This window comes from Sporofaciens sp. JLR.KK001, from assembly GCF_036941055.1.
Classification (GTDB): domain Bacteria; phylum Bacillota; class Clostridia; order Lachnospirales; family Lachnospiraceae; genus Sporofaciens.
Map to the genome: position 1 here is coordinate 1,748,069 of NZ_JAYMNO010000001.1, position 16,199 is coordinate 1,764,267.

General features: G+C 49.4%; 15 protein-coding genes. 10 read left to right on the forward strand and 5 right to left on the reverse strand.

From position 1 onward, the window contains the following. Nucleotides 1-4 precede the first annotated feature (4 nt). Nucleotides 5-934: an ROK family glucokinase gene (locus VSQ62_RS09260; RefSeq protein ID WP_334634492.1), complete on the forward strand. Its 930-nt coding sequence runs from the start codon at nucleotides 5-7 to the stop codon at nucleotides 932-934. Nucleotides 935-1,160: 226 nt separating this feature from the next. Here VSQ62_RS09260 and VSQ62_RS09265 read toward each other — a convergent pair whose 3' ends face one another. Beyond that, complete coding sequence (locus VSQ62_RS09265; protein ID WP_334634494.1) at nucleotides 1,161-3,761, reverse strand: transglycosylase domain-containing protein; 2,601 nt, start codon at nucleotides 3,759-3,761, stop codon at nucleotides 1,161-1,163. Between the two features lie 184 nt (nucleotides 3,762-3,945). On the opposite strand from VSQ62_RS09265, the gene VSQ62_RS09270 reads away from it, so the two are divergent. Continuing rightward, the gene (locus VSQ62_RS09270; protein ID WP_334634495.1) at nucleotides 3,946-4,599 is read left to right on the forward strand and encodes a YigZ family protein; all 654 of its coding nucleotides are present in this window, start codon (nucleotides 3,946-3,948) and stop codon (nucleotides 4,597-4,599) included. A gap of 92 nt (nucleotides 4,600-4,691) precedes the next feature. Here VSQ62_RS09270 and hpf read toward each other — a convergent pair whose 3' ends face one another. The 4 genes from hpf to typA form a co-directional block, all read right to left on the reverse strand. Continuing rightward, complete coding sequence (gene hpf / locus VSQ62_RS09275; RefSeq protein ID WP_334634496.1) at nucleotides 4,692-5,228, reverse strand: ribosome hibernation-promoting factor, HPF/YfiA family; 537 nt, start codon at nucleotides 5,226-5,228, stop codon at nucleotides 4,692-4,694. Nucleotides 5,229-5,329: 101 nt separating this feature from the next. After that, nucleotides 5,330-5,941, reverse strand: a complete 612-nt coding sequence (locus VSQ62_RS09280; RefSeq protein WP_334634497.1) for a transporter — start codon at nucleotides 5,939-5,941, stop codon at nucleotides 5,330-5,332. Between the two features lie 12 nt (nucleotides 5,942-5,953). After that, nucleotides 5,954-6,853 (reverse strand): phosphatase PAP2 family protein, encoded by a 900-nt coding sequence (locus VSQ62_RS09285; protein ID WP_334634498.1) that lies wholly within the window; start codon nucleotides 6,851-6,853, stop codon nucleotides 5,954-5,956. Then, nucleotides 6,850-8,676, reverse strand: a complete 1,827-nt coding sequence (typA, locus tag VSQ62_RS09290) for a translational GTPase TypA (RefSeq protein ID WP_334637613.1) — start codon at nucleotides 8,674-8,676, stop codon at nucleotides 6,850-6,852. Before typA ends, VSQ62_RS09285 begins: the two co-directional genes overlap by 4 nt. Nucleotides 8,677-8,869: 193 nt before the next feature. On the opposite strand from typA, the gene VSQ62_RS09295 reads away from it, so the two are divergent. From VSQ62_RS09295 to VSQ62_RS09330, 8 genes are all read left to right on the forward strand, one after another. Beyond that, entirely contained in the window at nucleotides 8,870-9,499 is a 630-nt protein-coding gene (locus VSQ62_RS09295) for a single-stranded DNA-binding protein (protein WP_334634500.1), read from the forward strand. Nucleotides 9,500-9,568: 69 nt separating this feature from the next. After that, on the forward strand, nucleotides 9,569-10,459 hold the full coding sequence (gene dapA, locus VSQ62_RS09300; RefSeq protein ID WP_334634503.1) for a 4-hydroxy-tetrahydrodipicolinate synthase: 891 nt from the start codon (nucleotides 9,569-9,571) through the stop codon (nucleotides 10,457-10,459). Between the two features lie 36 nt (nucleotides 10,460-10,495). Beyond that, nucleotides 10,496-11,254, forward strand: coding sequence for a 4-hydroxy-tetrahydrodipicolinate reductase (gene dapB, locus VSQ62_RS09305; protein WP_334634504.1), 759 nt, complete (start codon nucleotides 10,496-10,498; stop codon nucleotides 11,252-11,254). 66 nt (nucleotides 11,255-11,320) lie between these two features. Further along, nucleotides 11,321-13,273, forward strand: coding sequence for a fructose-1,6-bisphosphatase (locus VSQ62_RS09310; RefSeq protein WP_334634506.1), 1,953 nt, complete (start codon nucleotides 11,321-11,323; stop codon nucleotides 13,271-13,273). Nucleotides 13,274-13,398: 125 nt separating this feature from the next. After that, on the forward strand, nucleotides 13,399-13,725 hold the full coding sequence (locus VSQ62_RS09315) for a hypothetical protein (RefSeq protein ID WP_334634507.1): 327 nt from the start codon (nucleotides 13,399-13,401) through the stop codon (nucleotides 13,723-13,725). A 284-nt stretch (nucleotides 13,726-14,009) separates the two neighbouring features. Beyond that, nucleotides 14,010-14,957, forward strand: coding sequence for an L-lactate dehydrogenase (locus tag VSQ62_RS09320; RefSeq protein WP_334634508.1), 948 nt, complete (start codon nucleotides 14,010-14,012; stop codon nucleotides 14,955-14,957). Between the two features lie 44 nt (nucleotides 14,958-15,001). Next, nucleotides 15,002-15,808, forward strand: a complete 807-nt coding sequence (locus VSQ62_RS09325; protein WP_334634509.1) for a CoB--CoM heterodisulfide reductase iron-sulfur subunit B family protein — start codon at nucleotides 15,002-15,004, stop codon at nucleotides 15,806-15,808. After that, nucleotides 15,808-16,197, forward strand: coding sequence for a 4Fe-4S dicluster domain-containing protein (locus tag VSQ62_RS09330; RefSeq protein WP_334634511.1), 390 nt, complete (start codon nucleotides 15,808-15,810; stop codon nucleotides 16,195-16,197). The genes VSQ62_RS09325 and VSQ62_RS09330 overlap by 1 nt, the downstream gene beginning before the upstream one ends. Nucleotides 16,198-16,199 lie beyond the last annotated feature (2 nt).

The following is a 16,199-nucleotide window of genomic DNA, read 5'->3' on the forward strand; positions in this document are numbered from 1 at the left end:
ACAGATGAAGTATTGTTTTGGCGTTGATATCGGAGGGACTACGGTGAAGATCGGTCTGTTTAAGACGGACGGAGAACTGGTCGACAAGTGGGAGATCAAGACACATACTGAGAATCAGGGAGAAGCGGTTCTTCCGGATATCGCGGCATCCCTGAAAGAGAAGATGCAGGAGAGAGAGATGGATACCGCGCAGGTGTCAGGAATCGGAATCGGGCTTCCGGCTCCTGTGGATGAGAACGGGATTGTAAAGAATTCGGCGAATATCGGATGGGGTTACAAAGAAGTGACCCGCGAGATGGAAGAACTGACCGGCATGAAGGTGGCTTCCGGCAACGATGCCAATGTGGCGGCTCTTGGCGAGATGTGGCTTGGCGCCGGAAGAGGTCATAAGAATCTGATCATGGTGACGCTGGGAACCGGTGTGGGCGGCGGCATCATCGTGAACGGACAGCCCTTGATCGGAGCGCACGGAGCAGGCGGCGAGATCGGGCACCTCTGCATGAACTATGAAGAGTCGGAAGCCTGCGGCTGCGGGAACAAGGGATGCCTGGAGATGTATGCCTCCGCTACCGGAGTAGTCAGATTGGCGGGGAGAAGGCTTGGGGCAGATGACAGTCCGTCCTCACTCAGAGAAGGCGAGCTGAGTGCGAAGGCGGTATTCGATGCGCTGAAAGAAGGAGATCAGGTTGCAGGTGAGATCGTAGAGGAATTCGCCTCCTACCTGGGGCATGGATTGGCGAACATAGCGGCTGTGACAGATCCGTCCGTGATCGTAATCGGCGGCGGAGTCTCCAAGGCAGGAAGCATTTTACTGGGCTATATTGAGAAATATTTTCAGGAGAAGGCATTCTTTGCGAACAAGGATACGAAGTTTGTGTTGGCAGAACTTGGGAATGATGCAGGGATCTGCGGAGCGGCGAAGCTGATCTTATAGAAATATTATACTAGTACATCATCGCATAATTAACAGTGGATAATGTGCTTGATATCTGCGTCAGATGTGCGTCTACAAGCCGACGGCGTAGCGTCCACTACGCCTCATTCCTCCGCCTTGCATATGAAAAATCATTCTGCGTTATATGGCTAGGAACTTATTTTTCGGTGTATTAGAAATAGAACGGGATGCCTGTGAGAGGGCATCCCGTTTTTAATGGTTATTATTATTGTATAACACCCGGAATAACACTGTCTATCGGAATATCTGTCGATCCGGGGTCTGTCGGAGGTTCGGTTGGCTGATTCGGATCCGATGCCGGAGGGACAGTCGTATTATTATCACTGTTGCCGATACCATCACCATTGCCGGTACCGTCACCGTTGCCGGTACCATTACCATTGCCGGTACCGTCGCCGTTATCGGGTCCTTCTGTCGGCTCATCGCCTTCTTCCTCATAATCAGAATCGTCATCCGAGTAATAGCTGTGTCCGGGACAACGGTCATTCATAAGCATATCCGTGGCAAAAAGCTCAGTGACTCCGGGACAGCTTCCGGATACTGCAAGCAGCCCGCTGATCGAGCATACAGTCTTGCGCTCCACAGTCGGAGGTATGGTAAAATCTTTCGGCGGCAGATTCGCGTGGATCCTGCTCATGATACTTCTCCAGAGACGGAATCGGAAATTCGTGTCAGTGTTGCATTCCTTATTGTCGTCATATCCGCCCCATACGGCACAGGTATAATACGGTGTGAAACCGCAGAACCATAGGTCCTTGTTGGAGGTCGTCGTACCTGTCTTGCCGGCAACCGGCATGTTGGGCAGCCTACAGGCGGTACCTGTACCGGAATCCACGACATCCTGCATCGCGCTGGTTAAGAGGGCGGCAGTGCTGTCCTTCAGGACAGTACGCGTCTCGCCGGTTCCTTCCAGGAGTACGTTGCCGTCATGGTCAAGGATCTTGGTATACAGTGTCGGAGAGTTGTAGATACCTCCGTTGGCGATGGTCGCGTATGCGGCGCACATCTCATAATTATACACACCGTCGGTGATACCTCCAAGCGCAAGCGTCTGGTTGTCAAGATCGCTGAATATACCGGCGCTGGTTGTCTTGCTCTTGACGAGGGTGCTGATTCCGAACTTCTCACAATAGTCAAATCCAAGCTGCTGGGTGATCTCATCGCTCAGTTTAACTGCACACACGTTGATGGACCAGGTGATGGCGCGGCGGATCGTGGTATCGCCGCCGTAACGTCCGTTGGCATTACGAAGGACATTGCCGTTCCTTAAGGTGTAGGGTTCGTCCTTGATAACCGTAGCAAGTGACTTGCCGCAGGAATCCAGGGCAGGAGCATATGCTGCAAGGATCTTGAAACAGGATCCGGGTTGTCTCTTGGAACCCCTATAAGCTCTGTTCAGTCCCAAACTGGTCGCCTTCGTACCGCGGCCGCCTACCATAGCTTTGATCTGTCCGGTGGTCTGGTCAATTACCGTTACAGAAGCCTGCGGCTGAGGTGAAACATTAATGACCTCGTCATAGGTATCGCCTTCCCGGGCGATCGTGGTCTTCCATTCTTCTACCATCGCGCGTGCAGCCTCTTCGCTTGAGAAGAGAAGTCCCTGCTCACGTCCGTGAGCAGCCTTTACATACTGCTTAATGTGACCGGAACTGAAGTTCTCCACGGTTCCGTCTGCGCGGGTTACGGTAACGGCACAGTCTAATCCATATTCCTTCAGATATGGATAGTTGGCGTCGTTGTTCATCTCTTCGTCGCAGATCTGCTGCATTGCAAGGTTCTGGGTTGAATAAATACCCAAACCGCCGCTGTACACTGCATTATAGGCTTGTGTGTCTGTGTAGCCCAGCTGGCTTCGAAGATCATCGATCACCTGTTCTGCGAGTGCATCCACGAAATAACTGTAGGGACTGTCATCGATCACTGCGTTGTTGACAGTCTGGATCCTGGAATATACGTCGTCAGCCATCGCCTCGTCGTAAGCAGCTTTATCAATATATCCCTGGTCAAGCATATCATCCAATACCTTCTTACGCCGCTTTGTGTTGCCTTCCGGGTTCGTGATCGGATTCAGAGTACCCGGACTCTGAGTGATCCCGGCAATCACGGCGCTCTCTGACAGAGTCAACTCACTGACATCCTTACCGAAATACCGCTTTGCCGCTGCCTGTACACCCAGGCAGTTCTGCCCAAGGTTGATCGTGTTGAGATAACTCTCCATGATGGTATCCTTGTCCATCTGTTTCTCAATCTGAACCGCCAGAAACTGTTCCTGGAGCTTTCGTTCGACCCTGTCGTATAAGGTCTCCTCATTTACAAAGTTAGGGAAGACATTGTTCTTGATCAACTGCTGGGTAAGAGTACTGGCGCCCTGTGACAGATCCCCGGAAGTGATTCCGACTACCGCCGCACGGGCAATACCCTGCAGGTCGATTCCGTTGTGGTCATAAAAACGCTCGTCCTCAATGGCAACAAAAGCATGCTGCAGATCCTTGGGGATCTGGTCAATGGATTTGTATACGCGGTTGGAACCTGAGGATACAAAACGTTCAATCTCTGTAGTACCGTCATCTGCATAAACAAAGGTAGTGAAGCCTTTTGGTTTGACATCGTCGGGAGAGACTTCGGGGGTATTGTCAATAATCTTCTTGGCAAATATACCAACTCCGGCCACTCCGGCAACCGCTACCACTATCATACAGAGGAGAAATGCTTTAAAAAGCCGTACACCGATCCGCTTGCCCTGCATCGTGGACTTAGACGTTATCTGGTTTTGCTTTTGTGAAGCTTTTTTCTTACCATAATTCATGTGCGAAGCCTCCTTTATACCAAGTTATTATAACAAACAAACGTAATTTAATAAAGAAAAAAATAAAAACTTCATATTTCAGTAGGAAAATCTTAAGAAATCCGTTATAGTAATTCATATGATGATATTCATGCATGGTATTCGGAGCGGTCCGTGTATCATGGATCATAGGAAGGAAGGTATTATGGCGGCAGAATACAGGACAGTATATACAGGCGGCGAAGGAGAGATCGTGGAGAAGAAATCCCGTTTTATAGCGACGGCGGCTCCGGTCAGGTCAGAGGAGGAGGCCTTGCAGATAATTGAGCAGATCAGGAAGAAATACTGGGATGCAAGGCATAATTGTTACGCATACGTGATCGGGGAGCGCGGGGAGCTTGAACGTTTCAGCGACGACGGCGAGCCGGGCGGTACCGCAGGCAAGCCCATCCTGGAAGTCATTAAGGGGGAGGAACTGCGCAACACTCTTATCGTAGTAACCAGATACTTCGGCGGAACCCTGCTTGGAACCGGCGGCTTAGTGCGCGCCTATTCAGCGGCGGCAAAAGCAGGTATCGCTTCATCTGTAATTATAACCAGGATTCCAGGAATCAAACTCCATATCACGACAGAATACACAGGATTAGGCAAGATCCAATACATATTAGGCCAGAGAGGGATCACGACCTTAGACTCTGTCTACACAGACAAAGTAGAATTAGAAGTGCTCACGGCCGAAGCGGAAGCGGAAGCCGTAAAAGCCGAACTCACAGAAGGCACCAATGGCCAGGCTATCATAGAAACCGGCGCCGTCTGCCATTTTGCGAAAATAAACGGAACCCCTCAAATACTTGATTGATTAGCATTTAACTATTCTATTGCGTAAGAAAGGGGACCGCCCTCTCGGCAGTCCCCTTTGAAAAACCATCTCAATTATTCACTTTTCAATCTCTATGAAAATTCCGGCTCAATCAATCCAAATGCCCCGTTCTTCCTACGGTATACCACATTCACCTCATCCGTCTCCGCATTGCAGAATACATAGAAGTCATGTCCGAGAAGATCCATCTGTATGCAGGCATCCTCTGGATACATAGGCTTGAAACCGAACTTTTTCGTGCGGACGATCCTGATCTCGCCCTCATCTTCGGCAACGTCTTCACCTTCATAGAATTCATGCTTGAAGTTGCCGCCCTCCTGATGCCTTGCGATCAGTTTGTTCTTATACTTACGAAGCTGGCGTTCGATCACCTCTTCTACCAGGTCGATGGAGACATACATATCATTGCTCTCCTGCTCCGAGCGGATGATATCGCCCTTCACAGGAATGGTTACCTCAATCTTCTGGCGTTCCTTCTGCACACTCAAGGTAACATGAATCTCTGTATCCGGAGTGAAATATCTCTCCAACTTCCCCAATTTGTTTTCCACCGCTTCTCTTAATCCAGATGTTACTTCGATGTTCTTTCCAATAATGATAAACTTCATGCTGTCCAACTCCTTTTCGAAACAATTTCAAAAGATTAGTCTGACAATTATTAGTCAAACTAGCGATCTATCTGATATATGTAGTATATCACGTTTGATTACTAATGTATAGAACGAATTACTTCAATTCTGGAAATTTTTTCATTATGGAGTTTGGCGACACGGAGGCCAACATCTGTGAAGTAAGCGCAGGCGCCTACGCGGGGAACTTGATTTTCGGATTCTAGGGAGCGGATCAGCACGTCCATAAGCCTGTCGTTATTCTCATATGGGATGTTGATCCCAAGCAGAGTATTGATGGACTTCACTCTGGCGCTGGCGCGGAAGATGATTGCATCGGAAATGTCAAATTCACAGAAGAGATATTTCCTTGTGGCAAATAATACCGCGATAGCGCTTACGCCGACCAAACTGCCCCAGATGGAGGAGTGATCGGTGATGATCTGACGGGCAATGGCAAACAGTAGCACCTCGAACACCGTATCGGGCGTATGGTAATACATCATGCGGATCAGCTCCACTCCGATGATCAGATTGAAGCAATTCTCCAGGAGGTCGTCGTAGTTGGGCCAGACCTCAAGATTGGGGATATGGATTAAAGATACGGCGATCCGAAAGCAGAGCAATATGATTCCGAGCGCAAGCATGATGGAGATGACAAATTCAAGGAACTCAGTGATCTTTTTTAGTATGTTGGCTATGACCTGCTGCATAGAAACCTCCTTCTATAACGGCTTATTTCGAGAGAGTAATCTGCTGAAAATATATGGATAGATGACAAGCACCCATAACACTAGTATAAAGTATTCTGACATTTTTGCCAAGATAGAACTTCCGAAGATGAGAGAAAAACTTTCTTTGAGCAGGAGGGCAGCGGCAAGCCCGGCAAGAAGCCGGATCACCTTGGATTGGGTACTGCCGGTATGCGGGTCAAAATTAATCTTCGTCCGTTCGGTATACCAGCCTGCTGCAAAGCCAAGTCCTGCGCCTGCGGCCTTACAGCAGTCCATAGCATATCTGGTCTCTATGACGCCGTCCTTAAGGAGCAGCAGGGAATAAGCAGCGGCTGCAAGGGACAGGCAGACCAGCACGGCGGCAATTACCCGCAGATAACGTCTGTCCTCCAACAGCACATCCCGGTATCTCCAGATCACACAGGAGATGAGAATGGAGAGTGTCATAGATACCATTACGTCCTTGGGAGTATGGCATCCCAGATACATCCTGGAGAATCCGATGCATAAGAACGCAAGTACGCATAAAACCTTCGCCCAGACCTGGGAAATGCGTAAGGCTAAGGGGAAGAACAGACAGGTGGCTCCCTGGGTGTGGCCGCTTGGGAAGGAGTAGCCTGTGGCGCCGGGAAGGGCGCTTTCTACCGCCTTGAATTCAGGGTCCAGGATCCAGGGCCGGGGAATCCGGAAGGTGATCTTAAGAGTCTGTACGCACAGGCCGGCAGTAAAATAAGTGAAGCCGAGCAGATAAGCAAAGCGCTTGTCTGCGCACCAGTAGAGGGCGCAGATAACCGCTATGATAATAAGCTCCTGTCCGAAGTATGTGACAAACTGCATGAATCTGTCTAAAAAGGGAGTACGGATCCCTTCTAACATCCATAAAAATGTCATGATCTGTTTCCTCGCTTCCGCATCTTGGGATCAAGGATCTTCTTGCGGATCCTCAACGTCTTAGGAGTGACCTCCAGGAGTTCATCCGTGTCGATAAAGTCAAGCGCCTCCTCAAGGCTTAAGATCTTAGGCGGTGTCAGGCGCAGCGCTTCGTCCGCACTTGATGAACGGGTGTTGGTCAGATGCTTGGTCTTACAGATATTGACTTCAATGTCGTCTGTCTTGGCATTCTGACCGATCACCATGCCGGAATACACCTTCTCTCCGGGTCCGATAAAGAGGATCCCGCGCTCCTGGGCGCTGAAAAGCCCGTAAGTGACAGATTCTCCGGTCTCGAATGCGATTAGGGAGCCGCTCTTGCGGTACTGGATATCACCCTTATATGGGGCATAGCCCTCGAAGGCGGTATTCATGATACCGTTTCCTTTGGTATCGGTCAAGAATTCACCCCGGTATCCGATCAGACCTCTGGCAGGAATCAGGAATTCCAGACGGGTATAACCGCCGTTGGACGCGCCCATGTTCTGTAATTCGCCTTTGCGCTGGCTTAGTTTGTCGATCACGGTTCCGGTGAATTCATCGGGGACATCGATGTAGGCGGTCTCCATGGGTTCCAGTAATTTGCCGTTCTCATCCTTCTTATACAGGACTTCGGCCTTGCTGACCGCGAATTCATAGCCTTCCCGGCGCATATTCTCGATCAGTACGGACAGATGCAGTTCCCCGCGTCCGGATACCTTGAAGCTGTCTGTGCTGTCAGACTCTTCCACACGGAGGCTTACGTCCGTATTCAGTTCCCGGAACAGACGGTCGCGCAGATGGCGGGAGGTGACGTATTTGCCTTCCAGTCCGGCAAACGGGCTGTCGTTGACGATAAACTGCATAGCTATAGTAGGTTCAGAGATCTTCTGGAACGGTATTGCTCTGGGATTCTCCGGCGAGCAGATAGTATCGCCGATGGAGATATCAGAGATACCTGAGATCGCTACGATGGAACCGATGGAGGCTTCTTTTACATCAACCTTGTTCAGTCCGTCGAATTCATACAGCTTGCTTATGCGTACCTTCTCCTGGCGGTCCGGATCGTGATCATTGACGACGACCGCATCCATGCCGACACGGATCGTGCCGTTATCCACCTTGCCGATGCCGATCCGTCCCACATATTCATTATAGTCTATGGTGCTGATCAATACCTGGGTATCCGCATCCGGGTCGCCCTCCGGCGCGGGGATATATTCAAGGATCGTCTCAAAGAGCGGCTTCATATCCCGTTCTTCATCTGTAAGATCCAGTACGGCAACGCCGGCTTTGGCGGACGCATAGACGAAGGGGCAGTCTAACTGATCGTCCGAGGCGTCCAGATCCATGAACAGCTCCAGCACTTCGTCGATCACTTCGTCGGGTCTTGCCTCAGGACGGTCGATCTTGTTGATGCATACGATAACGGGCAAGCTTAGTTCCAGCGCCTTTCTCAAAACGAATTTCGTCTGCGGCATGGCACCCTCGAAGGCGTCCACCACAAGTACTACACCGTTTACCATCTTAAGGACACGCTCGACCTCGCCGCCGAAGTCCGCATGGCCGGGGGTGTCGATAATGTTGATCTTCGTTCCGTTATAATAGACAGCGGTGTTCTTAGAGAGAATCGTGATGCCGCGCTCGCGCTCGATATCGTTGGAGTCCATGACCCGCTCCTCTACCGCCTGATTCTCCCGGAACACTCCGCTTTGTTTTAACAATTCATCCACCAGGGTCGTCTTCCCATGGTCTACATGCGCAATGATCGCAATGTTTCTTACATCCTCACGTGTCGTCTTCATATTAATATCATCATCCTTTTCTCTTATCATCCATTTTTATTCATCCGTTAGTTTACCATATTTTATAAAATTTACAAGTATTTTGGTTCTAAAATGGGAACTTGCCTCATAAACTATGTATTGACCCTGCAAAAAAGAGCAGGAATGCCTGACAACTTAAAATACGATTCAGAGGAAGGGAGATTATAAGATTATGTCAGATAAGATTATTGAAAACAACCAGGTGACTATCATGGGAGAGATCGCGTCCCCGTTTATTTTCAGCCATGAAGTATACGGAGAGGGATTCTATATGGTGGATGTACATGTAAAGCGCCTAAGTAATTCAGAGGACAATATTCCGTTGATGATCTCGGAGCGGCTGATCGATGTATCGCAGGATTATACCGGAGAGTTCATTATGGTGAGCGGGCAGTTCCGCTCTTACAACCGGCATGACGAACAGAAGAACCGGCTGGTGCTGTCTGTGTTTGTGAGAGAAGTGGAATTCATTGAGGAAGAGCTTGACGGGGCGAAGACGAATAATATATTCCTGGACGGATACATATGCAAGCTGCCTGTCTACCGGAAGACGCCGCTTGGCAGGGAGATTGCAGACCTTTTGCTTGCCGTGAACAGGCCTTACGGGAAATCAGACTACATACCGTGTATTTGCTGGGGAAGAAATGCCAGATTTGCGTCGGGCTTTGAAGTTGGCGAGCATGTGCAGATCATTGGGAGGATTCAGAGCAGGGAATATATTAAGAAGTTAACAGAGACTGAGACAGAAAAAAGAGTTGCCTATGAGGTGTCCGTAAGCAAGCTGGAATGTCTGGAGAATTAATAACTTGCATTGACATCATATTTGATTGATGTTAGAATCAAATCATTATGAATGTCAGGAGGATTACGAATGGCTATTTTTAAAGGAGCCGGCGTGGCGATTGTCACACCATTCAAAGAAGATGAAAGTATTGATTATGATAGACTGGATGAGTTGATCAATTTTCACTGTGAGAACGGGACGGACAGTATTATCATATGCGGAACGACCGGAGAGTCTGCGACGATGACGGAAGAGGAGCATTTAGAGTGCGTGAAGTTTACGATCGAGCGGACGAAGGGGCGGATACCGGTGATCGCGGGGACAGGTTCGAACTGCACAAGGACGGCGGTCGAGATGTCCAGGGAAGCGGAATCCTACGGCGCGGACGGACTATTGCTTGTGACTCCGTATTATAATAAGGCGACTCAGGCAGGACTGATCGCACACTATACCGCGGTTGCGAAGGAAGTGAAGACGCCGATCATCATGTACAGCGTGGCGAGCCGTACCGGATGTAATATTGAACCGGCAACAGTGGCGGCTCTGGTCAATAATGTAGAGAATATCGTAGGGATCAAGGAAGCCTCCGGCAACATCGGACAGGTGGCGAGGATCATGGCGCTCACAGACGGTAACATTGACCTGTATTCAGGCAACGATGATCAGATCGTTCCGCTTCTGTCACTGGGCGGTAAGGGAGTGATTTCGGTATTATCGAATATTGCGCCCAGGGAGACCCATGATATGTGTGAGAAGTTCTTCGAGGGAGATGTCAAGGGAAGCGCCGAATTACAGCTTAGGGCACTTCCGTTGGTGGATCAGTTGTTCTGTGAGGTGAATCCGATTCCGGTGAAGAAGGCGATGCAGTTGATCGGTATGGATTGCGGAGGATTGCGCATGCCGCTTACGGAGCTTACCAAGGTTCACGAGGAGTCTCTGGCCAGGGCAATGAAGGACTTTGGGCTGAAGCTGGTATAACCGGTGGGGCGTTACCTTAGTTAAGGAGGACAAAAGATGGTACGTGCGGTCATGCATGGATGCAACGGCAGGATGGGGCAGGTGATCACAGGCCTTATCAGAGCCGATGAGGGGATAGAATTAGTAGCGGGAATTGACACATATACGGGGATCAAGAATGATTACCCAGTGTTTGAATGTATAGACCAGTGCGATGTAGAGGCGGATGTCATCATTGATTTCTCTAATGCGGGAGCGATAGACGGACTGCTTGAATATTGCGCTGACAGACAGGTGCCTGTCGTGCTGTGTACGACAGGACTTTCGGAGGAGCAGATCAGGATAGCAGAGGAGACGTCGCAGAAGACGGCGGTTCTTAAGTCTGCCAATATGTCCCTGGGGATCAATCTTCTGATGAAGATTCTGAAGGATGCGGCGAAGGTGCTTGGCACGGCGGGATTCGATATTGAGCTGGTGGAGCGGCACCATAACCAGAAGGTGGACGCGCCGAGCGGGACGGCACTGGCGTTGGCGGATTCCATTAATGAGGCGATGGATCATGGATATGAGTATATCTATGACAGGAGCCAGGTGCGCAGGAAACGCGATAAGAAGGAGATGGGGATCTCGGCAGTTCGGGGAGGGACCATCGTGGGAGAGCACGAGGTGATCTTCGCAGGGGCGGACGAGGTCATAGAATTCAAGCATACGGCGTATTCTAAGGCAGTCTTTGGCAAGGGCGCCGTGGAGGCGGCGAAGTTTCTGGCGGGGAAGCCGGCAGGGATGTACGATATGTCGGATGTGATTCGATTTTAATCCGGTTTTAACACAGAGCATGGATTTGCAGAAGAAGATATTTATACTATACAAGGGAGGATAACTATGAAAGAACTTGAGGTACGTTATCTGGAGAGACTTTCAGAGCTTTATCCGACCATCGCAAAGGCATCGACGGAGATTATCAATCTCCAGGCGATTCTGAACCTACCCAAGGGAACGGAGCATTTCCTTACGGATATCCACGGGGAATATGAGGCATTTTCCCATGTGCTTAAGAACGGTTCGGGTGCAGTGCGCCGCAAAGTCGATGATGTCTTCGGGAATACTATGAGTAGCAAGAACAAACAGGCTCTTGCTACTCTTATTTATTATCCGAAGGAGAAGATGGAGCGGATCAAGAAAGAAGAGGATAACATGGAGGATTGGTACAAGATCACCTTGTACCGGCTGATCAAGATCAGCAAGCGCGCGGCGAGCAAATACACCCGTTCCAAGGTGAGGAAGTCTCTGCCGGAAGATTTTGCCTATGTGATCGAAGAGCTGATCACGGAGAAAGCGGATGTGACGGATAAGAATTCCTATTACAATTCTATCGTGAGTACGATCATCCAGATAGGAAGGGCGGAGGAATTCATTATTGCCTTAAGCGAGCTGATTCAGCGGCTTACGGTGGATCATCTGCACATCGTGGGGGATATCTACGACCGGGGTCCGGGACCGCATATTATCATGGACAAGCTGATCGCACATCATTCCGTGGACATCCAGTGGGGCAATCATGATGTGCTGTGGATGGGAGCGGCGGCAGGCCAGAGAGGTTGTATCGCCAATGTGATCCGCATCTGCGCAAGATACGGCAATCTGGATATTCTGGAGGAAGGCTATGGAATCAACCTGCTTCCCCTTGCAACCTTTGCCTTGAATACATACAGGGACGATCCGTGCAGTTGTTTCCAATTGAAGGGGGATTCCGGACACGGCAAGAACGAGATGCTGATTGATATCAAGATGCACAAGGCAATCTCGGTGATCCAGTTCAAGGTGGAAGGGCAGATCATCAAGAAGAATCCGGGCTTTAAGATGGATGATCGGAATCTGCTCCATCACATTGATTATGAGAAGGGAACCATAGAGCTTGACGGTAAGACCTATGATATGCTGGATATGAATTTCCCGACTATTGATCCGAAGCGTCCGTATGCCCTGACGCGGGAAGAGGAAGATATCATGAAGCGTCTGGAACAGGCGTTCCTGAACTGTGAGAAGCTTCAGAAGCATATGCGTTTCCTGTTGAATAAGGGGGCGTTATATAAGGTCTATAACAATAATCTCCTGTACCATGGCTGTGTGCCGCTTAATGCGGACGGAAGCCTTAAGTCCGTGCGCATCTACGGGCATTCTTATAAGGGAAAGAGTCTGTATGAGATCCTGGAGAGCTATGTAAGGAAGGGTTTCCATGCGCTGGACCCAAAGGAGAGGGAGCGCGGCAGGGATATGATGTGGTATATCTGGCTCAGCGAAGGGTCGCCGCTTTTCGGCAAGGATAAGATGGCGACGTTTGAGCGGTATTTCCTTGCAGAGAAGGAGACGCACAAGGAGAAGAAGAATCCATATTACAGCCTTCTCGAGGAGGAGAAGGTGGTGAACAGGATCCTTAAGGAATTCGGGCTTCCGGCGGAAGGGACGCATATCATCAACGGGCATGTGCCTGTCAAGAGCAAGAACGGAGAGAGCCCGGTCAAGTGTAACGGCAAGGTTATGGTCATCGACGGAGGATTCTCCCGGGCATATCAGAAGGAGACGGGGATCGCGGGCTATACTCTGATCTCGAATTCCTACGGGCTGATCCTTGTTGCGCATGAGCCCTTCGAGTCGACGGAAGCGGCGATAGAGAGGGAGAGCGATATTCATTCGGACAGTGTGATCGTAAACCGCGTGCTGGAGAGGAAGCTGGTGGGAGATACGGACGTAGGGCGTGATCTCAGGGAACAGATCGCAGACCTGGAGGTGTTGCTTGCCGCTTACCGCAGCGGGCAGATCGCAGAGAGGGTATAATTTTTATTGTAAAAAAATGCCATGGACAAAAATACTTTTCAAGTATATTATCCTGCTTTTTGCAGATATTACTAGCAACAAGTATTACTTGATTATTGATAATATACATGAAAGGGAGAAGAGACATGAAACAGTTAAAAAGAATGGTATTGATCCTTATGTGCACAGGCACCATGCTTGGCATGACGGCCTGCGGAAGCAATGATGCAGATGATAATGCTGCCAATAACAATGCGGCGACGGATAACAACGGCAACGCAGCCAATAACGGTACCAATAACGGCAGCGATACGAACGGTGCGACCGACGGTACGGACCGCAACGGTAATGACAATATAGCCGACGAGATCGGCGACGATATCCGCGACGGCGTGGATGATATGGGAGATGCTCTGGACGGCGAGGATAATGATGTTAACAGGGACAACAACAACGATAAGGTAAGAGATTAGCAGAGATCAAGAGGAGAGCTGTTTTCCGGTATTTTGAATACGGGGAAGCGGCTCTTTTTCTGCCGGTGTTTTTTCGGCAAAATGAATAAAAGATTAAAAAAATATTGTACAAATTTCTCTAAACAAAGGCTTGTTAATTAATTATCAATGTGTTATGATACATAAAGACGGCGGCAGAAAACGACAGAATATCAGGATTTCTGTAAGCCATGTATACTGGAATATTTGGACGAGTTGAACAGTATACTAGAATCAGTAAAATGCATAAAGAAGGAGAAGAAAACATGAGCTGCAAAGTCACAATCATTGGTGCCGGGAGCGTAGGCGCCACAATTGCGTACACATTGTCCGGTGAGGACATGGCGTCCGAGATCGTCATGATCGACATCAACAAGGAGAAGGTAGAAGGCGAGGTTATGGATATTGAGCAGGGAACCTGTTTCAGAGATCCTGTAGCAATCATTGCGGGCGATTATGATGATGCGAAGGATTCTGATATTGTAATCATCACATCAGGAATCGCACGTAAGCCAGGCCAGACAAGAATTGAACTGACACAGACCAATGTTAATATCTTGAAGCAGATCACACCGGAGATTGTAAAGGCGGCACCGAAGGCGCTTTATATCATTGTAAGCAACCCGGTTGATATCATGACCTATGTATTCACGAAGATTTCAGGAATTCCGGAGAATCAGATTATCGGTTCCGGAACCGTCTTAGATTCCGCAAGACTTCGCTGCGGACTTTCCGAACATTTCAAAGTAGCACAGAGAAATATCCATGCATATGTATTCGGCGAGCATGGGGATACTTCCTTCATTCCATGGTCGGCGGCACGTATTGCAGGCGTTACGGTAGACGACTATCTGAAGATGATGCCGCAGCTTGGCAAGGAAGCCAAGGAGCTTGATAAGGATGCGATGCTTACTTATGTACAGAAGTCCGGCGGCAAGATCATTGCGAATAAGGGTGCGACCTTCTATGCGGTAACCAGAGGCGTATGCAGATTATGCAGCATCCTGATGTCTGCCTCCGAGTCTGTATCCACAGTATCTTCTATGATGCACGGAGAATACGGTATCGAGGATGTGTGCTTAAGCACGCTGGCGCTGGTAGGGCCGAACGGTATCCAGGGCAAGATCCCGATGGCGCTGACCGATGATGAGGTAGAAAAGCTTAAGGCAAGTGCGGATGCACTGAAGGAAGTTATTGCCCAGATCGAGTTATAAGTTTATAATTTAAATTATTATTTATAGAAAGGACAGCGAGAACTATGAAGTACAGTTATTATCCGGGATGCACTTTGAGAACAAAGGCAAAGGATCTGGATGTCTATGCGAGGGCTTCAGCAGCGGCGCTTGGAATCGAGTTAGAAGAGATCGAAGACTGGCAGTGCTGCGGCGGGGTCTATCCGCTTGGTTCGGACGAGATCGCGACGAAGCTGTCTTCCGTTCGTGCGCTGAATGCGGCGAAGGAGAAGGAACAGGATCTCGTAACGATGTGTTCCGCATGTCATCATGTGATCAAACGTGTCAATGATGATATGAAGAATGTGGAGGACATCCGTACCAGAGCGAACAATTACATGGAACTTGAGGAGCCTTACGCAGGTGAGACGGAGGTTCTTCATTTCCTGGAAGTCCTTCGTGACAGAGTAGGATTTGACGAATTGAAGAAGAAGGTTAAGAATCCGCTGACGGGTAAGAAGATCGGTGCATATTACGGCTGCCTGCTCCTTCGCCCAAGCAAGCTCTTAAGCTTTGACGATCCGGAGAATCCGGCGATCATTGAAGAGTTCATACGCGCCATCGGAGCAGAGCCGGTAGTATATCCATACCGCAACGAGTGCTGCGGCGGTTACATTTCCTTAAAGGAGAAGGATCTGTCCAAGGGAATGTGCGAGAAGATCATGGCAAGCGCCGAAGGTTTCGGAGCTGAGATGCTCACGACGGCATGTCCGCTCTGCCTGTATAATCTGAATAAGAGTACGGGAGCAAAACTTCCGGTCGTCTACTTTACAGAGCTTCTGGCAGAAGCGTTGGGCGTAAAAGAAGAAGTGAAAGAGGAGGTGCAGAAGTAATGAGTTCCGAGAAGAAACAGGCGGAGCTGATCAAGGAGATCAGCGGCGTGAATCCGCTCAAATGCATGAAGTGCGGCAAATGTTCTGCAACCTGCCCATCCTATAACGAGATGGATATCAAACCGCATCAGTTTGTATCCTATGTGATCAATGAAGATATCGAGAGCCTGGTGAATTCCAAGTCATTATGGAAGTGTCTCTCTTGTTTTGCATGTGTGGAGAGATGTCCGCGCGATGTGAAACCAGGCAAGCTTATCGACGCTGCAAGACAGGTGGTAGTGCGCCAGAAGGATCAGAATTACCTGTTGGCAGATGAGATCCCAGAGCTTTTGGATCCAGAGCTCCCGCAGCAGTTGTTAGTCAGTGCATTCAGAAGATATAGGAGGTGAGT